The following is a 20,190-nucleotide window of genomic DNA, read 5'->3' on the forward strand; positions in this document are numbered from 1 at the left end:
AAATAATGAACGCAAGAGAAATTTTAAAAATAAATCCAGTAATTCCTGTGATAGCAATTGATGATATAAATGATGCCTTACCTTTAGCTAAGGCTTTAGTTTCAGGTGGAGTAAGAGTGCTTGAAATTACTCTTAGAACTCCTGTAGGTCTAAAAGCAATTGAGTTAATTAGTAAAGAAGTTCCTGAAGCAATCGTTGGAGCAGGAACAGTAATTAACGCTAAGCAATATAAAGATGTTGTTAATGCTGGTGCAAAGTTTGCAATAAGTCCAGGTATTACTGAAAAATTATTAAAAGAGATTGATTATAAAATCCCTTTAATAGCAGGTATTGCAAGTCCAGCAGAGCTAATGCTTGGGCTTGAATATGGGCTTGATACCTTTAAATTATTTCCTGCTAGTGTTGTTGGTGGAGTGCCTATGTTAAAGGCTATTTATGGGCCATTTAGTGATGTTAGATTTTGTCCTACGGGTGGTATTAGCGAAAATAATGCTAAAGAATATTTAAGCCAACCAAATGTGCTTTGCGTTGGTGGTTCTTGGCTTGCACCAAAAGAGCTAATAAAGGCTAAAAATTGGGATGAAATCACAAATATTGCAAGAAAAACTTTAGAGTTAAAAAATACTTTATAAGGCTTTTATTTATAAGTAGGCTTAGTGCGAAAACTAAGCCTATAAAAATTAAATTCTTTACTTAAAAACATTAGCAAGATTAGAATTTAAATTAGCATAAACCAATTAAGCAAAAACTTTAATAAAATAATATTTTTAAGTTTAATTGTAAGAATTTTATAAAAAATTCAATTATCAAAATTAAATAATTTTAAGATTTATTTTGTCTTTTTTGTAACTTTTAGATTTTAAAAAAATACTATTATTAATAAATTTTTTTAAGGAGAGATTATGCAAATAAATCCTAATAATAAAAAAGATTTAATGCAAATACTAGGCGAACACGGCTTTAGTAGAAGAGATTTTTTGAAATGGTCTAGTGGAATGGCTACTATGCTAGGACTTGGAGCTACTTTTGCACCAAGTATTGCAAATGCTGTTGAAAATAATGCTAGCAACACCCCAGTAATTTGGCTTCATATGGCAGAATGCACAGGCTGTAGTGAGAGTTTATTAAGAAGTGATGCACCTACTATTGATAGTTTGATATTTGATTATTTAAATATTGAATATCACGAAACTGTTATGGCAGCAAGTGGTCATCAAGCTGATGAGAATTTAGAAAACGCTATTAAAAAACACGCAGGAAAATATGTATTATTAGTAGAAGGTGCAGTTCCTGCAGGAAGCTCTAGCTTTTATCTAACTTTAGGTGCTAAAGGGCATACAGGCGAAGAAATAGCAAAAAATGCCTGTGCTAATGCAGCTGCTATTTTAGCAATTGGCACTTGCTCAAGCTTTGGTGGTATTCAAGCAGCAGCACCAAATCCAACAAACGCAGTTCCGATTAGTAAAATCACAAATAAAAGCGTAATTAATGTCCCAGGTTGTCCGCCTAGTGAAAAAAATATCGTAGGTTCAATCTTACAAATATTATTATTCGGAACAATGCCACTTGATAATTTTAATCGTCCAAAATGGGCATACGAGCATAGAATTCACGATTATTGTGAGCGTAGGGGACATTTTGATGCGGGTGAGTTCGTAGAAAGTTTTGGCGATGAAGGTGCAAAGAAAGGCTATTGTCTTTATAAAGTAGGATGTAAAGGTCCATATACATTTAATAATTGTGCTAAGCAAAGATTTAATCAGCACATAAATTGGCCTATTGGTGCAGGACATGGGTGTATAGGTTGCTCTGAGCCTGATTTTTGGGATAGTATGAGAACTTACGAAGAACCTTTAAAATCACATTTATTTCAAAGCGTATTTAGCGGAATGGGTGCTGATGCTATGAGTGATAAAATAGGCATTGGTGTTTTAACTCTAACAGGAGTAGCAATAGCTGCTCACGCAACAATTTCAGCAATTAAAAAAGACAAGGAATAAAAAATGCAAAAAATAGTAGTAGATCCAATTACAAGAATTGAAGGACATTTAAGAGTAGAAGTAATAGTTGATGATGCAAATGTAGTAACTGATGCTTATGCGGGCTCAACATTATGGCGTGGAATTGAAACTATTGTAAAAGGAAGAGACCCTAGAGATGTTGGCTTTATGACTCAAAGAATTTGTGGAGTTTGCACTTATTCGCATTATAGAGCAGGTATTGAAGCGGCTGAAAATGCTTTAGGTATAGTTCCACCAAAAAATGCAAAACTTACAAGAACATTAATGAATGCAGCTTTATATATGCACGATCATTGTGTGCATTTTTATCAATTACACGGGCTTGATTTTGTTGATGTAGTGAGTGCTTTAAGTGCTGATCCAGCAAAAGCTGAAGCTGAAGCTTTAAAATGGTGTGATAAGCCTTTAGTTTGTGGTGTAGGAGAACTTAAAGCAGTTCAAGAAAAATTAAAAACATTCGTAGATAAAGGAGAATTAGGAATATTTGCGAATGCTTATTGGGGACATAAAACTTATCGCTTTAGCCCAGAGCAAAACTTAGTAGCGTTAAGCCATTATTTAGAATGTTTAAAAGTGCAAAGAACAGCAGCACAATTAATGGCTATTTTTGGTGCAAAACAACCACACCCACAAAGCTTAACCGTAGGTGGTGTAACTTGCGTTATGGATATACTTGACCCTGCTAGAATTGGCGAGTATAAAACTAAATTCTTAGAAATTAGCGATTTTATTCATCGTGCTTATTTAGCTGATATTAAGATGGCTGCAGCTGTTTATAAAAATGAGCCAAGTGTAATGAATGATGTTGGTGTTGATAATTTTATGTGTGCTGATGAGTTTTATTTAGGAGATGATTATTTATTTAAAGGTGGAATTGTAACTAATATGCTAAGCAATCCTGTATTAGGTGCTATTGATGAGAGCAAAATCACAGAAGAAGCAACAAGGTCTTGGTATAAAAACGATAAAGCATTACACCCTTATGATGGCGAGCAAGAGCCAAATTATACAGGTCTAAAAGATGAAAAAACTCTAAACGCTAAAGGTGAATTAGAAGATTCTAAAGTATTTGATATGAATGGAAAATATAGCTGGATTAAAGCTCCAAGATATGATAATTTACCTGTTCAAGTAGGACCACTTGCTACTATAGTTGTAAATTATTTAGCTAAAAATCCAATCGTTACAAAAGAAGTTGACGCTTTATTAGCTGAATTAAATATTGAGCTTAAAGACTTACTTAGCACTTTAGGAAGAACTGCAGCAAGAATGATTGAAGCAAAAATAATAAGCGAACACGCACTTAAAGCTCTTGATAGTTTAGTTGAAAATCTAAAAGTAGATCAAAGCACTTGCGCTCCATATAAAATAGATAATTCTAAAGAATACAAAGGTCGCTTTATAGGTAATGCTCCTAGGGGAATGCTAAGTCATTGGATTAGAATTAAAGATGGTATAGTGCAAAATTATCAAGCAGTAGTTCCATCTACTTGGAACGCAAGTCCTAAAGATGCAAATGGTAAAATGGGAACTTATGAAGCTTGTTTAATTGGTCTAAAGATTGAAGATTTAACCAAGCCACTTGAAATTATTAGAAAAATACATTCGTATGATCCTTGCATTGCTTGTGCTGTGCATGTGTTAGATAAAAAAGGTAATAAGTTAGGCGAATATAAAGTAGGAGTTTGATATGAAACATTATGAGTTTTCAATAGGGCTTAGAGCAACTCATTGGCTAAGAGCATTTGCTATTTTAGCCCTTTGTATAAGTGGCTTTTATATTGCTAGTGTGTTTATTGCACCTGATAAATCAACCGAGCCAAATCTATTTATGCAGGCTAAATTTCGTTTCGTGCACAATGTAGCTGGGTTTGTTTTATTAGCTTGTTTTATTTTTAAACTTTATCTTTTTATATTTGATAAGCTTAGTAAAAAAGAAAGAGTTAGTATTAAAGATTGCTTTAGTTTAAGAGTATGGATAGAGCAAATTAAGTTTTATTTATTTTTAGGAAAACACCCGCATTTAAAAGGTGTATATAATCCACTTCAGTTTGTGAGTTATTTTTTCTTTTATATTGTTTTAGCATTATTAATAATCACAGGTTTTGTGTTATATATTAATGTTTATCACGAAGGTTTTGCTGGTGCAATAACTCCTTTTGTTAAACCATTTGAAGTAATGTTTGGCGGACTTGCAAATGTTAGGATAATTCATCATATTTTAACTTGGGTTACTATGATTTTTGTTGGTGTTCATATTTATATGGCAGTGTTTAATGCAATTAAAGGTAAAGATGGTGCAATGGATGCTATTTTTAGTGGATATAAATACAAATGAGAGTTTTAGTCCTAGGAATTGGAAATATTTTAATAGGAGATGAAGGAGCTGGAGTTATTTTTCTTGAGTATTTTAGGAAAAATCTAGCTCCTAATATTTATATTAAAGAAGAATTTAAAAATCAAGATTCGCATCAATTAGTATTTTTAGACGGCGGGACAATGGCTATGAATTTAGCTCATATAATTGCTGATTTTGATAAAGTTTATGTGATTGATTGTATAAATGCTGATGATTTAGAAGTGGGCGATGTTGTGTTTTTTGACTATGACAAAGTGCCAAGTAATATAAATTATCAAGGAAGTGCTCACGAACTTGAAATGCAAATGATGCTTAATTTTATGAGTTTAGTAGGCGATTTGCCAGTTTGCAAAATCTTAGGCATTGTGCCTAAAAGACTTGAACCTATGAAAATATCTTTAAGCGATGAGGTTAAAAAATCTTTTGCTTTAATGCAAAAATGTCTTTTAGAAGAGCTTAAACAAGATGGATTTTTGTTAGAATTTAAAAATGATTTTAGTATAGAACAAGCGATAGAAAATTATAGGAATTTAAGCAGTGTTAATTAGATATGATTTCAAAATAAAATTAAAAGATTTCGGATTATTTTTATTAAAAATTGCCAAGATAAATAATGTAAATTATAAGCTTTATTATGAAGATGATGAGTTTTCTTTAGTTATAGATGATAATGAAGATAAAGTTTTAGCCTTTAATGAATATTTTAAAAAAATACCTTATTTTTTATTTTTAGAAGATTTTAAAATAGAGCTAGAAAATACACAGAAAACAAAAGAATTTGAAATTGAAATTCCAAGATTGCCTTTAAACTTATGTGATGAAGTTTTTGATGATTTAGGTTTAAATGAGTTAGATTATACTAAAACAACAAAAAGTGATTTTGTAATAATTGCTAATTATGAATTATTACAAAAGGCTTTTATTTGTGATAAAAATACTCAAATTTTACTTAATGCTTATGAAAAACCATTTGTAAAATTAGCTTTAAAACCACTTTATAAAAAAGCACATAATTTAGGAGATTTTTTATATGTATCATTTGCTAATAGCAAAAAGCTTTTTAATGAGTTAAAAAATACAGATGAGCTTTATTTTGTAAAAAAGCCTAAAGATTTATTATTAATAGCTCCTTTTGCTGATACATTTTGTGTAATTAATAATCCGTATTCAAATCAATTATCAACTGCTTTTAATATTGATAAATTAAGCTTTAATATCCCTAAAAATAAAGATGAATTAATAAAATTATTACTTAGCTTAGAACAAGGCGAAAAATTATTAAAAAATTATCAAGAAAAGTTCATTTTAAATGAGTTTAGTTTAGAAAATAAAAATATATTTTCATTAATAAAATTAGCAGATATTTTGCTAGATTCTGATATTTTAAAAGTAGTGCCAAATACTTATACAAAGGGAGTTAGAATTGATTGTGAGATTAATGAAGATGGCTTAAATGTAGCTAAGTTTATCTCATCAATTATGAGCTTTAGATTAGCAAATGCAGCTTTAATAGAAGTTGGTGTTTTTGAAGCACTTGTTTTAATGATAGGAAAACTTAACGAAAACGAGCGTGAGATTTGTTCAAAGCTTATGAATTATCAGAGTTTTTTAAATTACAATGCGTTTTTAAACAAGCAATTTAAGTTCAGTAAATGGGCTAATTGTGAGTGTTTTAATTAAGCTTAGTGGCAGGGTGCAAGGAGTTGGATTTCGCCCTGAAGTTTGCAAATTAGCCAAAGCAAAAAAGCTAAATGGCTATATCTTAAATGATACTTTAGGAGTTAGCTTAGCACTTGATTGTGATGAAAAAATAGCAAAAGTTTTTATAAAAGACTTAAAACAAATTCTTAAAAAAAATCGTCCATTAGCAAGTATAGAAAAAGTAAAAATAATTAAAACAAATGAAGCTTATAATGATTTTGTTATTAAAAAACCAAGCAAAGATAAGCGTAATCTTGCAGTGATTTTGCCTGATTTCGCTCCTTGTAAGGATTGTATAAAAGAGCTTAATAATCCTAAATTAAAAAGAAGATTTAATCACGCCTTTATAAATTGCACTAATTGTGGCACTAGATTTAGTGTAATTTCTAAAATCCCTTACGATAGAACAAACACTTCTATGAGTGTTTTTAAAATGTGTAAAAATTGCGATAGTGAATATAATAATCTTAATGATAGGAGATTTTACGCAGAGCCTATTGCTTGTAATGATTGTGGGGCTAAGCTTAATTTTGATTTAGCAAAGGCTGTTAAATACCTAAAAGCTGGAAAAATAGTAGCTTTAAAAGGCGTTGGTGGGTTTAATTTATTATGCAATGCTAATGATTTTAATGCGGTAAATAAATTAAGAATGCTAAAAAATAGAGCTTTAAAACCACTTGCAATAATGGTAAAAGATATAAAAATGGCGAAAAAATATGCTAGTTTTACTAAGTTTGAAGAGCGTATTTTAAAGAGCAAAGAGCGACCTATATTGCTACTAAAAAGCCTTAATCAGAGTGCTTTTAATATACATTTTGATTTTAAAAATATCGGAGTATTTTTGCCAAGCGCTCCAATATTTCATATATTATTTAAAGAGCTTGATTTTGCAATAGTAGCTACAAGTGCAAACAAAAGTGGCGAGATGATTTATTCTAAAAAAAGCGATTTTAAGATTTTCAAACCTGATTTAATAATAAATCATAATAGAAAAATAATTAACAAAATTGATGATAGTGTAGGGCAAGTTGTAGCCAATAAATACCATCATTTAAGAAGTGCTAGGGGCTTTAGACCTTTTTATTACGAGCATAAAATTAAAAAAAATATAAATATCCTAGCTCTTGGAATGGAAGAAAAAAACGAGTTTTTAATATACATAAACGGGCTTTGTATTAATTCGCCTTATATTGGGGATTTAAAGGATATTAGTGTTTATAATCATTTTGTAAAAACTCTAAGATTTTTTGTGAAAAATTATAAGATTAAATTTGATTATGTTTTGTGTGATTTACACCCACATTTCATTCATAGCGAAAAAATCACAAAAGAATTTGAAATAGGAATTAGCAAAAAGACAAAGATTATAAAAATCTACCATCACGCAGCCCATGCGATGAGTATTGGACTAAGAAATATTAGAGCCTTTTGTTTTGATGGCACAGGATATAAAAATAATCATCATATAAGTGGTGGCGAAGTGCTAGATATTACTAAAAACACTATAAATACAGCTTTTTGTTTTGATGAGTTTAAGCTAGTTAATGTAAAAAATAATGAATTATTAGCTTATAGTATTTTAAAAAAATACGAAATTACGTGTAAAACTAATCTAAATTATGATATAGCATTGCAAAATTGCACTATAAATACTAGCTCATTAGGTAGAATTATTGATGCTTTTGCCTTTTTAGTTTTAAGGGTCAAAAAAAACGAATTTGAAGCACATTCAGGAATGCTTATTGAGAGTTTTTATGATGAAAATATCAAAGATATTTACAAAATTGAGTTTAAAAATAATAAGATTATTTATAAGGATATTTTTGCAACTTGCTTAAATGAAAGCAAGGTTTTAGCTTGTTCAAAATTTATTAATACCATTGTTTATATTATTAAGTTTTTAAGCCCTAACAAAAGGGCGATTTTAAGTGGCGGGGTGTTTTGTAATAAAAGCATTTTAAATCTTTTGCTAAATGATAAAGAATATAAATTCTATACTCCAAAAAACGAAGCGATAAACGATGGCTGCATAGCTTTAGGGCAGTTAAACTATTTCTTAAACAATATGGAATTTAAGGATTAATTTATTATTTATTGTTAAAATCTCGCCTTTTTTTCAAGGAGAGAATATGAAAATATTACAAGAATTTAAAACATTTGCAATGCGTGGAAATGTTGTAGATTTAGCTGTGGGTGTGGTTATAGGAACTGCTTTTGGTAAGATTGTAAGCTCACTTGTGGCTGATATTATTATGCCTATTGTTGGAGTTTTAACAGGCGGAGTTGATTTTAGTGATTTAAAATTAGTTATTAAAGAAGGTGCTAAAGAAGCTGAAAATGTAACCGTTAATTATGGTTTATTTATTCAAAATATAGTTGATTTTTTAATCATTGCGTTTTCAATTTTCGTTGTTGTAAAGCTAATCAATAAGCTTAAAAAAGCAGAAAAAGAAGAAGAAAAACCAGCTCCTGCTCCAGTTCCAAGCGAAGATATAGTGCTGCTAACAGAAATCAGAGATTTATTAAAAAATAAAAACTAATTTTATTAGTATTAGCTATAATCTCCTAATTTAAAGGGGGATTTTATGCTAATTATTAAAAAATTAATTATATTTTTATTTTTTATAAGTTCTATAGAAAATATTGATAAATTAACACAATCTTCTAATATTAACGATAAAAATCAAGCTATTAAAATTTATAAATATTATTGCGACTTAAACTATGCTTTAGCTTGTTATAAACTAGGTTTAGAATATTTTAATAATGAAAAATTATTTATAAAATCGTGTGATTTAGGATATGCAAATGCTTGCAATAAATTAGCTGATATTTATATTTTAGATATAAATAAAAGTAGGTTTTATAATAAATTATCTTGCGAGTATGGTAATGATTTTGATTGTTTAGCTTCGTTTGATACAGATTCTATTGATTTTGATAGACTAGCTAAATATTGCAGAAAAAATAAAAAATATACTTGTGATTTTCTTAGAAAAGAAAGCATAAAACATAATAAAATTGATTATTTTGTAGTTTCTGATAAAAATTATGAAAGGCTTTATAAATTATGTAAAGAAGATAATTCTAAAGCTTGTTTTACTCTTGCATTAGAACTAAATAATATAAATATTTTTAGTGATATTTTATATAAAAAATCTTGTGAATTAGGTGAGAGTAAGGCTTGTATGTTTTTAAAGGATAATAAATGAGAATTTTTATAATTATTATGATATTTTTTATTAATATAAATGCTAATGAGTTTTGTGATATTTTGGTTAAAAAATATGTAAAAGATTATGATTTTATAGATAAATTTAAGGATAAATGTAAAGCAATAAATGAGATTTATTTAAGTTTAGATAATAAAGAAAAATACAAAATAAATGAAATATATTTAAAAAATTGTAATGATAAAAATTATAAATATTGTGATTATTTAAAACAACTTTATTTAAATTCTTTAATTACTGATAAAAATATTTATTTTAGAGCATTAGAGCTGGGTTGTTATGATAATAATTCTTGTTTTGATATAGTTTATGCTTTAATAAATGAGAATTCTAAAAATCAAGAATATTTTTATAAATTGCTTGAAAATAAATGTAATGAAGATAGTAGGTTTTGCTATGTTTTTATAAATTATAAATATAAAACTAATGATGATTTGATGTGTGAGAAAAACCCTAGCACTTGTTATGAATTAGCAGTTAATAAAGATGAAATTAAAAAGGCTAAATATTTAAGAAGAGCTTGTGATAATAATATAAATGAAGCTTGTATGCTAATAAAAGATTATAAAAAAGCGTGTGATAATAAATATGCTAAAGCTTGTGAAATTTTAGCTAAAGAATTTAAAGATAAAAAGGATTATAAAGCTTTAAAGCATTATATGAAATTAGCTTGTAAGTATGGTGGAAGTTGTTATAGTTATGATTTTAATCAAGATAATATGCTTAATATTTATAAAGATGAATGCGATATAACAAAACTAAATTCTTGTAAAAAATATATAGAAAATACTACTAATTTAAATAAGGATTTTTACAATAATTATTCTAAAATATATGAGAATTTGTGTTTAAATAGCAATATTATGTTTTGTAAAGATGCTGTTATGATTGAATATAAAATGAAAAATTATAAAAGAGCAAAATATTTTATAGATTATATATGTTTAAAAAATAATGATTTATGTAAAGAATTATCAATTAATTATCTAAAAGATATTTATAAGGAGGAATTATGAAAAAGATTTTAATTTTATTTTTATACTTGTTTTGTTGTTATGCAGATGATGATTATGAATGTAAAAATAATGATTTAAATGCTTGTTATAAAGTGATAAAAAGTAGTCCTTCACCTATTGATTTTTGTCAAAATGTTGAAGAGTTTAATTATAAAAAAACTTGTGCTGAATATTTTTATGATATTACAAGAGTTGCTCATCAATATCAAGCTAAGGAATTAAGAGATAAGTTATATATGGATTTTCCAAAAGTTTGCATTGATTTTATATATGCTCAAAGACATCTTTCTAATACTATAATAGAAGAAAGTTTATCTATGGCTTGCGAAATAGATTATATAAAAGCTTGCGATTTATTGGTTGAGCAAAAAATGGTAGATAATGTTAAATATGTTGAAAAATCGTGCAATGCGGGAAATTATAATGCTTGCGTTGAGCTTGAATATATAAAATTAAAAAACAATAATTTAGCGTTAGCAGAAACTGAATGCTTACAAAATAATAATTGTGAAAAAGCTTTTAATGAAGGCACAAAAAATCAAGAAATTTTATTAAAACTATGTGAAAACAAAAATGAAAAAGCTTGTTTAAGATATGCTGAATTAAACGCTAGTGAAAATAATGGAAAATATGATGAATATAGTTTAAAAGCTTGTGAAATTAATGTTAATGTTTGTATGCAAAAAGCTAAATCTTTAGAGCAATTTTTACAATTTGATTTTGAAGGCAATATCAAAACACTTAAAAGATATTATGAAATAGCTTGCGAAAAAGGACTTGATATATCTTGTGAAGAGTTTAAAAGGGTTGAAGCACTAAACCCAGATGATTATAAATTTGATGGTAAGGTAAAAACAATTAGGATTAAATTTTGATATTTTGATTAAGAATTTAAAATAGAAATTACAAGACTTATGAAATGCTAGTATTTTTGTAATTATAAAATAATTAAGGAGAAAAAATGTATATAGATGAAAATACTTTAAAATTTTATTTAGATGATGATAATTATAAGAAACTAGAAAATAGCAAGCGAGCTATTAATAAAAGATTTGATAGTGTAAAGGAAGTTTTTGAAATTATTACTGATAAAGACAATGTTTTTGATACATCAAGCATTATCAATGAAGTAAAAGAACTTTATAACAAATTAGATGTTAAAAAGCTTATAGATGATGACAATGATAATAGAGGTTTGGCTAGAATTTTTATTAATGATACTAGGTTTTATGGTATTAAAGAGCAGAATAAAGAACTACAAAAATTTTTACAATTAAACAAAGAAAGCAATAAAAAAAATATAAGAAATGACAATTTTATTACGCATTTACTTAGCATTATGGGTGGTTTTGATTTTACAGAAAATCCAAAAGTTATAAATGAATATAGAATTTTAAGTAATAAACAAAAAGAATATGATTTTGAAGGTTCTACATACTCTCAAGGGACTTGCGCTTGGATCAATTCTCATTTCTCTGATAATACTTTGTTTATAGAATTTGTTGATTTTATAAAAAATTATTATAGTAAAACAAATGAAAATATAAATAACAACCAACCAAGTATAGTTTTATGTTTTCCAGACAGAATAAGAAAAACAGATATAAAAAATTCTGAAGATGTAAAAAAAGACTATGATAAACAGCAAGAGATTTTAAAATTTCGCTTTCCGTATAAATTTATGTGGATGTGGGCGAATACTGATAATGTAATACACCCTATAAGCTTAGATGCTTTTAGAAATTTTTTAAAATCTAATTTTATGCAAGAGATTTTTGTTGAATTATTTAAAGATAAAAATTTTAAAATATTGAAATACAAATGGCATGACAATAAGGAATATAATTTCGGAGAAAACTTAGAAGAATATCCTTGGATTATCACTGATTGTCATTTTGATAGTTTTCCACAAATTTGGCAAAAAGTAAGTGATAAAATATATAGCAAGTTTTTTCAAAGCGATAGTGAAAAACCAAATAATTTACAAACACTATCAAAAGTTATATCTCTTTTATGTATAGGCGAAACTGATATGAAAAATATCTCAGATTTACTTAAAACTCATAAGCAAATCATACTTTATGGAGTGCCAGGGACAGGCAAGACTCATTCAGCTAAAGAGATTATAAAAGAATGGCAAATTAAATCACAAGAAGAAAACTTGGTAGAAAAAGCTAAGGATGATGAGAAAAATGAGCTAGATGATTGTAAATTTAGCAAACTACTTGTAAAAGAAAATAAAAATAAAAAAGATGAAGAAAAATATAAAAATATTAGCAAAGATAAAAATATAATATGGGATATAGTGCAGTTTCATCCAAATTATTCTTATCAAGATTTCATAGGTGGTATAGTTCCAAATGTAAAAAATGATGGTATCTTATCTTATACGCTAAATGATGGGATATTTAAAAAGTTTTGCGATTGTGCAAAAGAAAATAAAGATAAAAAATTTATTTTTATAATAGATGAGATAAATAGGGCTAATCTTAGTGAAGTATTTGGGGAGTTGCTTTATGCTCTTGAGTATCGTGGTGAGAGTGTAAGTGTGGCTAATTTTGATGAGTTTTGTATACCTAACAATGTCTATATCATAGGCACTATGAATAATGTGGATAAAAGCTTGGCTACATTTGATCTAGCACTTAGAAGAAGATTTGGCTTTTATGAAGTAGGTGTGGATTATGGTGCAATACATGAAGCTTTTAAAGAATATAAACAATCAAATGATGAAAAAGATAATTTTAATAATATAGATAGCTATATTCAAAGATGTATAGAACTAAATTATTTTTTATCAGGTAGTGAAGATTTAAGCGATTATGAAGAGAAGAAAGTGAAAGAGTTAGAAACTATAAAGCTAGAAAACACTCAAGATTATTACAAAATCGGTCATGCGTATTTTATGAAAATAAAAAGCTTTATAAAAGATGATGAAAAAAATATCAACCGAAGCCACTTAGAAAAGCTTTGGGTTTATCATATTGAGCCACTTTTGATGGAATATCTAGGATTAAGTTATGATGATAGCAATGTTAAAAAGAGCATAAATGAGATAAAAAAACATTTTGTTAAAAAGTTAGATGAAGAATGATAGAAATTAATAATATAAACAAGCAAGGAGAGATTAAAAGTATAGAGTTAGACGATTGCACTGAGTATAGGTATTTTTTCAACACTCAAGCAAACACACGTTTAACCATGCAAGCCATAAAAGAGCTAAAAGACAATAAGCTAGATTTTATAAATATAAGCACGAATGCTTATAAAAAAGATGATGTTAATATAATTGATTGTGATTATATTGATGAAAATAATATCATTTTAAAAACTTCTTATTATGTAGGCTTTTATTCAAAAGGCACTGTAAATATCACTATCTCTCCACGCTTTGGAGATACTATTAGGGATTATCTTTACTCATACGCTTTAGGGCTTTATCTACCTAAAAGCGTAACAGGTTCAGCAAGTTCTGAGCATAATCACTGGCTTTTATGTATGCTTTGGGTTGGCTCGCTTGAATACGCCTTAAACAAATCAAACATCCCTAAAAACTACGAAAGAATAAAGAAAAATCAAAAGTATTTTAAAGGTAGCCTAGATATATCAAATCATATAAACCATAACCTTGTAAATGCTAATAGATTTTATTGTTCTTACTCAAAGCAAACTTATAATACACCTATAAATAGAGCTATTTTAAAGGCATACAATCATTTTTTAAGGTTGGGTTTTAGTAGTATGTTAAATAGTGTTTCATCACACATTCAAATGTTAAGAGATTTTAAAGTTGGTGATGATGTGGGATTAGATGAGCTAAAAAGCATACACTATACCCCACTAAATAAAGCTTATCAAAAGGTAGTATCTTTAAGCGAGCTAATCATCAAAAATCAAGGTTCAAAATCAAGTTTTAATAATTCAAATGGTTTTGGATATTTTTTAGATTTAAGCGAAGTTTGGGAAGGGTATTTATATAAGCTAATGAGTAAAAATTTGCAAGGTTTTAAGGTTGTTAATGGTAATTTTGCTAGTAAAAATTATCTTTTTAATGATAATAAAAGAGAGCTTAGACCTGATTTTTTTATTTATAAAGATAGTAAGCTCGTAGCTGTGCTAGATGCAAAATATAAAAATTATTCTTGTTTTGGTCAAATATCTTGTGTGGATGGTGCTATAAGTAGAGAAGACTTGTATCAAATGAGTGCTTATATGTATAGATTTAACGCACCTTTGGGGATATTTTTATCTCCAAACACTGATGATGTGGCTATTGAGCAAGTAACTGGTAAAGATAGCAAAATGGCTATTTTAGGGATTAACTTAAATAGTATTAAAGAAGATGAAAGTCCAATATTAGAATTAAAAAGCAAAGAACAAATTTTTATAAGTAATTTATTATATTTATTAAAAGATTATTAATATAAAAATTATTTTAATATTTGTAATTTTTAATAATTTTATATATATTTCTAATAAATTTCATAAATTATTGGCGGATTTAAATGTTAGAAAATGAAACTAGGGCAAAATATATTGATATAAAGCTAGAAAACGCTGGGTGGCTTAAGGAAAACATTAGGAAAGAGTATTATTTCACTGATGGTAGGATACTAATCGGCGGTAAGCGTGGGGTTAGAAAATTCGCTGATTATCTACTTCATCACAAAAACAACAACCTAGCAATAATAGAAGCAAAAAGGATAGGTAAAGACTGCCAAGACGGCTTACAGCAAGGCAAAGAATATGCAAAAATCCTAAATATTCGCTATGTATATTCAACCAATGGGCGTGAGCTTTATGAGTATGATATGAGATTTTCAAAAGGCGAATTTATAGATGAGTTTCCAACTCCAGATGAGCTATATCAAAAAACTTTTGGCGAGTTAGCAAAGCAAAAACTTCTAAGCCAAAAAGAGCTAGTAGTAGAAAACAAACAGCTAAGATACTATCAAAAAATAGCCGTTGATAGCGTGATAAAAGGCATTTTGCAAAACAAATCAAGAATGCTTCTAACCCTAGCCACAGGCACAGGCAAGACCACCATAGCCTTTGCGATAGTTACAAGACTACTTAACGCTGGATGGAACAAAAATAGCGCCCCAAGAAAGCCAAAAATCCTTTTTCTATGCGATAGAATAAGCCTAAGAAATCAAGCCTTAGGAGAGTTTAACCCAATAGAAAATGACTGCGTTAGTCTAGAATCAAGCCAAAAAGATGGCATGATAAAAAGTGCAAATGTGTATTTTGGAATATATCAAAGCTTAGCAAGTGAAGACAAAAACTACAACGAGTTTTATACTAAATTCCCAAAAGATTTTTTTGACCTTATAATCATTGATGAGTGCCATAGGGGCGGAGCGAACGAAAATGGCTCGTGGCAAGAGATTTTAAAATATTTTGAAAGTGCCACCCAGCTAGGTTTAACAGCCACACCAAAAGCAGATATTAATATAGATACTTATAAATACTTTGGCGAAAGTATCTATAAATACAGCCTAAAAGACGGCATAAACGATGGATTTTTGACCCCGTATAAGGTAAAAAAGCTAAGCACAAGCCTAAGCGATGGCTATATTTACAGCACTGGCGATATAGTAAAAGGAGAGCTAGAAAAACCACGCTATAAATTTAGCGAGTTTGAAAAAAACATAAGCATACCAGCCTACAACGACCTAGTAGCAAAGCTAATTCTAGAAAATATGGAAAATCCTATGGATAAGACCATCATCTTTTGTGCTAATCAAAAACACGCAAGTGAAATAAGACACTACATAGATAAACACAAAAGCGTAAATCACAATGATTATTGCGTAAGAGTTACTAGCGATGAAAGTAAAATCGGGCTTGATTATCTAAGCCTTTTTCAAGACAACGACAAAGCCTACCCAGTAATACTCACAAGCTCAAAAATGCTAACCACAGGAGTAGATGCTAGAAATGTTAGAAATATAGTTTTACTTTCAAACATCGCATCTATGGTAGAGTTTAAACAAATTATAGGTAGAGGAACTAGAGTTTATAAAGGCAAGGATTTTTTCACGATAATTGATTTTACTAACTCAACCGAGCTTTTTTATGATAGCGAATGGGACGGCGAGATGATGAGTGATGAGCCCATCAAGCTAAAGCCAAAGAGCAAAGAAGAAAAAGAACCGAAAGAAATCATAAAAAAGCCTAGCAAAAATAAGCCTGTGGTATATCTTGGCAAATACCCAAGACTAGACAAGGTAGAGATAAAATACACCCTAAACGATGATATCCCACTAGATACAAAAGAGTTTTTAGAAGCAGTGCTAGGTAAAGTTAGAGCAGTTGTAGCAAACGAGCAAATGCTAAGGCAAATTTGGAGTGAGAAAAAAACTAGGCTTGAGTTTTTAAAGACTTTAGAAGCAAATGGTATAAGCGATGAAGACTTAGAAGAGCTAAAGCATATACTAAATGCTGATGATTGTGATTTGTATGATGTGTTTGCTTATCTTAGCTTTGGGGCGTTTAAAAAGAGTAGAAAGGACAGAGTACAAAGCCTTAAAAATACGGAGTTTATAAAAGATATCAAAGATGATAATGCTATGGCTTTTATGAATTTCTTGCTTGATAAATACGAAAGATTTGGCATAAAAGAATTTGACGCAGGGCTTGGCACCTTGCTAACAAATAGCACATTAGATAAGGACAAAATCGCACAAGGCTTTGGTTCAAAAGAGCTATTAAAGGCAAGTTTTGAAAAGCTCCAAGAAGAGCTTTTTAGGGTATGATTTTTATTTAATTTATTTTTATAAGGAGAAAATATGCAGCAATATCGTATAAAAATAGAGAATGTTAGAAAAGTAAAAGAAATGACTTTTGATTTAAATATAGAAAGTGGTGTTAAATTATTTATAGGTGATAATGCAAGTGGTAAATCAACATTATTGACTTGTATTGGTATTTTTATAAGAAAAGATAAAGATAATTTTTTTGCCGATAACAAAACTAGTTTATCATCTAATTTTAAAGGAAGACATAAAGAAGCAAAAATAACATATATATCAAGTTGTGGTAATGAGGAAGAAGTATGGGAGAAAAAATCACAATGGAGTAAAACTTCAACAAAACCAATAAAAAAAATTAAAGGTTTTTTTGAATTATCAATTTTATCTGGTGTGAGATTTGAACATTTAAAAAATAAAAACAATTTTAAATCTAATATGTATAAAAAATTTAAAGAACCAAACGACAAAGATAATCTAGTAAATACATATAAAAAAACAAAAGAAAAATTAGACTTTATTATAGAAAATTTAGAATATATAATAAATGACAAGGAAGATTGTAAAGATGGTTATTTTAGTAATTTAAATTTTGATTTATTATATAAGTTTGATAGCAATTTTAAAAGTGATAATTTAAAACAAAATAATAAAAATATAAAAATTATTTATTATATAGAGCATAATGGTAATATAATCAGAGAATTTGATTTTAGTACTGGTGAATATTTTTTATTATCAATTTTAAAAATAATATCTTTTTATATAACAGATAATAAAGAATGTAAGCTCATAGTGATAGATGAATTTGAGCTAGGGTTAAGTCCATTAGCACAGCAAAGATTTTTAAAAAGGCTAAAAATATTTGCTAAGAAATATAATATTTTATTTATACTTGCAACACACTCGCTTGTAGCAATTAATCATATTAATCCTAATGATATATATTATTTTAACAATCAAACATATTCAACTCCAACATATCCAGGAATGATAAATTCCGAGCTTTATCAATTTAATTGTTATGATTATGTTGTACTTGTCGAGGATGATTTAGCTGAAATGTTTGTAAATGCTATATTACATAATATGGTAAGTATCATAGGAAGGAAAACTATAGTTATACCTGTAGGTGGCGAAGGTCAAGTGAAAAATATGCTAGATAAACATAATAAAAATAATATTTATGGAACAGCGAAAGTTATACCAATAAAAGATGGAGACCAACGTGATAAAGGAAGCAATAAAAATGATTTTTTATTTTTACCTATAGAAGATGTTGAAAAAGAGCTAGTGAAACAACTTATAAAAGATGAAATGTTTTATAATGAAATAGATGGTAATCATCTAGAAAATTTAAAAACTCATAAGTTAAAATATAATAACGAAGAAAAAACCATAAAAGAATCATGTGATGAATATCATAAGTTATCTAGAGAAAAAGAAAAAGCCAAAGAAAGCAAAGAAATAGCAAAACGCATATTTGGTGCAATAGTTTCTTATGTAAATGATAAACATTTAAATACAAAAGACATAACTCCGCAACAATACATTATCAATAAAATAATATCAAAGTTGCAAGAAGATGAGTTATTTAAACAGTTTAAACAAGATTTGAGTAATGAGCTTAAAAAAGGTAATAAATGACAAAATTACCGAATGGTTGGGAAGTTAAAAAGCTTAAAGATTTAGGTATATTTATAAGGGGAGTTTCATATAAAAAAGAACAACTACTTAACGAAAAAGATGAAAATTCTGTATTTTTATTAAGAGCTAACAACATTCAAAGCCAATTAAATTTAGATGAACTTCAAATAGTCCCTAAAGAATTAGCAGAAAATAAAATTATTCAAGATAATGATATTTTATTTGCTATGAGTAGTGGTAGTAAGCATATTGTAGGTAAAAACATTATATTAAAAGATTTAAATGACTTTTCTTTTGGTGCTTTTTGTGGAGTTTTTAGGGCAACAGATGAAAGCTTAAATCCTTATTTTTTATCATATTATTTTAAAAGTTTTGAATATCATAAATATATTCAAGGGGTTTCAAAAGGGTCTAATATTAACAATCTAAGATTTAAAGATTTGGAAGAATTTCAAATCACATTGCCATCACTTGAAGAGCAAAGGAAAATTGTAAAGATACTTGATGAAAAATTTGCAAGTATTGATGAGAGTATAAGGCTAGTAAAAGCTGATTTGCTAAGCCTTGATGAGTTGTGGCAAAGTATCCTAAATGATAGTTTTAACCCCCTAAAATCAAAGCTAGACAACGACACCTACACACTCCCACCCACTTGGAAATGGGAAAAACTTGGGGATATTTGCGAAAAAACAAAAAATGCAAATCTCAAAGATTTTAACGATGATATTTCTTACATAGATATTTCATCAATAGATAATAAAAATTTTATGATTTTAGATTACAAGAAAATCAATAGCACACAAGCTCCAAGCAGAGCTAAAAGGCAAGTAAAATTTGGAGATATTTTATATGCCACCACTAGACCAAATCTTAAAAATATAGCTATGGTTAATCAAGAATATTATAACCCCATAGCTTCTACGGGTTTTTGTATTATAAGAGCTAAAAAAGATGTCAAAAAATATATTTTTTATTTTTTACTTAGTGATTATGTAACGGATTTTGTAGCTAGATTTATTAAAGGAGCACAATATCCAGCAGTATCGGATAAGGATATATTTAATATTCAAATCCCGTTGCCACCATTAAAAGAGCAAGAGCGTATCGCAAAAGAGCTAGAGAGCAAAGCAAAGACCATAAAAGAACTAAAAGAGCTTTATGCAAAAAGGCTAAAAGATTATGAAGAGTTAAAAGAAAGTTTATTAGACTTAGCCTTTAAGGGTGGGTTGTGAGTGGAATTTAGATCCGTAATTTAGTTTAAATTTCGTTTGTTGGTAACTACCGAGCATTACTCGGTGGTTGGATAAGTCTTAGAATTTCTATGCTAAAAATTAGACTTTTTAGGATTTATGCTTTTTTAAGTGGATTTGTGTGTTTTAGGTGTTTTGGCTTTAAAATAAGTGTAAAATACATAAATTTTAAAACAGCAAAGATTTAAAATACACGAAATAAATTCTAAGC

The 20,190-nt window shown here is 28.2% G+C and carries 16 protein-coding genes; all 16 read left to right on the top strand.

Annotation, left to right across the window (positions count from 1 at the left end; all coding sequences use genetic code 11):
• Window positions 1–5 precede the first annotated feature (5 nt).
• The 16 genes from AVBRAN12642_RS05800 to AVBRAN12642_RS05875 all read left to right on the top strand — a co-directional run bounded on the left by AVBRAN12642_RS05800 (window position 6) and on the right by AVBRAN12642_RS05875 (window position 19,961).
• A complete protein-coding gene (locus AVBRAN12642_RS05800) occupies window positions 6–632 on the top strand; it encodes a bifunctional 4-hydroxy-2-oxoglutarate aldolase/2-dehydro-3-deoxy-phosphogluconate aldolase (RefSeq protein WP_336607204.1) in 627 nt (208 codons plus the stop codon).
• Window positions 633–902: 270 nt separating this feature from the next.
• A complete protein-coding gene (locus AVBRAN12642_RS05805; protein ID WP_214117931.1) occupies window positions 903–2,000 on the top strand; it encodes a hydrogenase small subunit in 1,098 nt (365 codons plus the stop codon).
• A 3-nt stretch (window positions 2,001–2,003) separates the two neighbouring features.
• Window positions 2,004–3,710 carry a nickel-dependent hydrogenase large subunit gene (locus AVBRAN12642_RS05810; protein WP_214120223.1) on the top strand — a complete coding sequence of 569 codons (1,707 nt, stop codon included), beginning with the start codon at window positions 2,004–2,006 and terminating at the stop codon, window positions 3,708–3,710.
• 1 nt (window position 3,711) lies between these two features.
• Window positions 3,712–4,359 (top strand): Ni/Fe-hydrogenase, b-type cytochrome subunit, encoded by a 648-nt coding sequence (gene cybH, locus AVBRAN12642_RS05815; RefSeq protein ID WP_214120222.1) that lies wholly within the window; start codon window positions 3,712–3,714, stop codon window positions 4,357–4,359.
• Window positions 4,356–4,928 (top strand): HyaD/HybD family hydrogenase maturation endopeptidase, encoded by a 573-nt coding sequence (locus AVBRAN12642_RS05820; protein WP_336607203.1) that lies wholly within the window; start codon window positions 4,356–4,358, stop codon window positions 4,926–4,928. The genes cybH and AVBRAN12642_RS05820 overlap by 4 nt, the downstream gene beginning before the upstream one ends.
• Window positions 4,918–6,060 carry a hypothetical protein gene (locus AVBRAN12642_RS05825; RefSeq protein WP_336607202.1) on the top strand — a complete coding sequence of 381 codons (1,143 nt, stop codon included), beginning with the start codon at window positions 4,918–4,920 and terminating at the stop codon, window positions 6,058–6,060. The genes AVBRAN12642_RS05820 and AVBRAN12642_RS05825 overlap by 11 nt, the downstream gene beginning before the upstream one ends.
• The gene (hypF, locus tag AVBRAN12642_RS05830; protein ID WP_336607201.1) at window positions 6,044–8,164 is read left to right on the top strand and encodes a carbamoyltransferase HypF; all 2,121 of its coding nucleotides are present in this window, start codon (window positions 6,044–6,046) and stop codon (window positions 8,162–8,164) included. Before AVBRAN12642_RS05825 ends, hypF begins: the two co-directional genes overlap by 17 nt.
• 46 nt (window positions 8,165–8,210) lie before the next feature.
• Window positions 8,211–8,621 carry a large-conductance mechanosensitive channel protein MscL gene (gene mscL, locus AVBRAN12642_RS05835; RefSeq protein WP_336607200.1) on the top strand — a complete coding sequence of 137 codons (411 nt, stop codon included), beginning with the start codon at window positions 8,211–8,213 and terminating at the stop codon, window positions 8,619–8,621.
• Between the two features lie 45 nt (window positions 8,622–8,666).
• The gene (locus AVBRAN12642_RS05840) at window positions 8,667–9,293 is read left to right on the top strand and encodes a tetratricopeptide repeat protein (RefSeq protein ID WP_336607199.1); all 627 of its coding nucleotides are present in this window, start codon (window positions 8,667–8,669) and stop codon (window positions 9,291–9,293) included.
• The gene (locus AVBRAN12642_RS05845; protein WP_336607198.1) at window positions 9,290–10,330 is read left to right on the top strand and encodes a hypothetical protein; all 1,041 of its coding nucleotides are present in this window, start codon (window positions 9,290–9,292) and stop codon (window positions 10,328–10,330) included. Before AVBRAN12642_RS05840 ends, AVBRAN12642_RS05845 begins: the two co-directional genes overlap by 4 nt.
• A complete protein-coding gene (locus AVBRAN12642_RS05850) occupies window positions 10,327–11,205 on the top strand; it encodes a hypothetical protein (protein ID WP_336607197.1) in 879 nt (292 codons plus the stop codon). The genes AVBRAN12642_RS05845 and AVBRAN12642_RS05850 overlap by 4 nt, the downstream gene beginning before the upstream one ends.
• 86 nt (window positions 11,206–11,291) lie before the next feature.
• Window positions 11,292–13,424, top strand: coding sequence for an AAA family ATPase (locus AVBRAN12642_RS05855; protein ID WP_336607196.1), 2,133 nt, complete (start codon window positions 11,292–11,294; stop codon window positions 13,422–13,424).
• On the top strand, window positions 13,421–14,752 hold the full coding sequence (locus tag AVBRAN12642_RS05860; protein ID WP_336607195.1) for an McrC family protein: 1,332 nt from the start codon (window positions 13,421–13,423) through the stop codon (window positions 14,750–14,752). Before AVBRAN12642_RS05855 ends, AVBRAN12642_RS05860 begins: the two co-directional genes overlap by 4 nt.
• An 83-nt stretch (window positions 14,753–14,835) precedes the next feature.
• The gene (hsdR, locus tag AVBRAN12642_RS05865; RefSeq protein WP_336607194.1) at window positions 14,836–17,088 is read left to right on the top strand and encodes an EcoAI/FtnUII family type I restriction enzme subunit R; all 2,253 of its coding nucleotides are present in this window, start codon (window positions 14,836–14,838) and stop codon (window positions 17,086–17,088) included.
• 33 nt (window positions 17,089–17,121) lie between these two features.
• Window positions 17,122–18,729 carry an ATP-dependent nuclease gene (locus AVBRAN12642_RS05870; protein ID WP_336607193.1) on the top strand — a complete coding sequence of 536 codons (1,608 nt, stop codon included), beginning with the start codon at window positions 17,122–17,124 and terminating at the stop codon, window positions 18,727–18,729.
• Complete coding sequence (locus AVBRAN12642_RS05875; protein ID WP_336607192.1) at window positions 18,726–19,961, top strand: restriction endonuclease subunit S; 1,236 nt, start codon at window positions 18,726–18,728, stop codon at window positions 19,959–19,961. Before AVBRAN12642_RS05870 ends, AVBRAN12642_RS05875 begins: the two co-directional genes overlap by 4 nt.
• The last annotated feature ends 229 nt before the right edge of the window (window positions 19,962–20,190 follow it).

This window comes from Campylobacter sp. RM12642 (assembly GCF_020137635.1).
In the GTDB taxonomy this organism is placed as follows: Bacteria; Campylobacterota; Campylobacteria; order Campylobacterales; family Campylobacteraceae; genus Campylobacter_E.

What these genes read in the sequence shown, in the direction of transcription:
- AVBRAN12642_RS05800 (WP_336607204.1), top strand. Translation starts at nt 6, where the DNA reads ATGAACGCAAGAGAAATTTTAAAAATAAATCCAGTAATTCCTGTGATA.
- AVBRAN12642_RS05805 (WP_214117931.1), top strand. Translation starts at nt 903, where the DNA reads ATGCAAATAAATCCTAATAATAAAAAAGATTTAATGCAAATACTAGGC.
- AVBRAN12642_RS05810 (WP_214120223.1), top strand. Translation starts at nt 2,004, where the DNA reads ATGCAAAAAATAGTAGTAGATCCAATTACAAGAATTGAAGGACATTTA.
- cybH (WP_214120222.1), top strand. Translation starts at nt 3,712, where the DNA reads ATGAAACATTATGAGTTTTCAATAGGGCTTAGAGCAACTCATTGGCTA.
- AVBRAN12642_RS05820 (WP_336607203.1), top strand. Translation starts at nt 4,356, where the DNA reads ATGAGAGTTTTAGTCCTAGGAATTGGAAATATTTTAATAGGAGATGAA.
- mscL (WP_336607200.1), top strand. Translation starts at nt 8,211, where the DNA reads ATGAAAATATTACAAGAATTTAAAACATTTGCAATGCGTGGAAATGTT.
- AVBRAN12642_RS05840 (WP_336607199.1), top strand. Translation starts at nt 8,667, where the DNA reads ATGCTAATTATTAAAAAATTAATTATATTTTTATTTTTTATAAGTTCT.
- AVBRAN12642_RS05845 (WP_336607198.1), top strand. Translation starts at nt 9,290, where the DNA reads ATGAGAATTTTTATAATTATTATGATATTTTTTATTAATATAAATGCT.
- AVBRAN12642_RS05850 (WP_336607197.1), top strand. Translation starts at nt 10,327, where the DNA reads ATGAAAAAGATTTTAATTTTATTTTTATACTTGTTTTGTTGTTATGCA.
- AVBRAN12642_RS05855 (WP_336607196.1), top strand. Translation starts at nt 11,292, where the DNA reads ATGTATATAGATGAAAATACTTTAAAATTTTATTTAGATGATGATAAT.
- AVBRAN12642_RS05860 (WP_336607195.1), top strand. Translation starts at nt 13,421, where the DNA reads ATGATAGAAATTAATAATATAAACAAGCAAGGAGAGATTAAAAGTATA.
- hsdR (WP_336607194.1), top strand. Translation starts at nt 14,836, where the DNA reads ATGTTAGAAAATGAAACTAGGGCAAAATATATTGATATAAAGCTAGAA.
- AVBRAN12642_RS05870 (WP_336607193.1), top strand. Translation starts at nt 17,122, where the DNA reads ATGCAGCAATATCGTATAAAAATAGAGAATGTTAGAAAAGTAAAAGAA.
- AVBRAN12642_RS05875 (WP_336607192.1), top strand. Translation starts at nt 18,726, where the DNA reads ATGACAAAATTACCGAATGGTTGGGAAGTTAAAAAGCTTAAAGATTTA.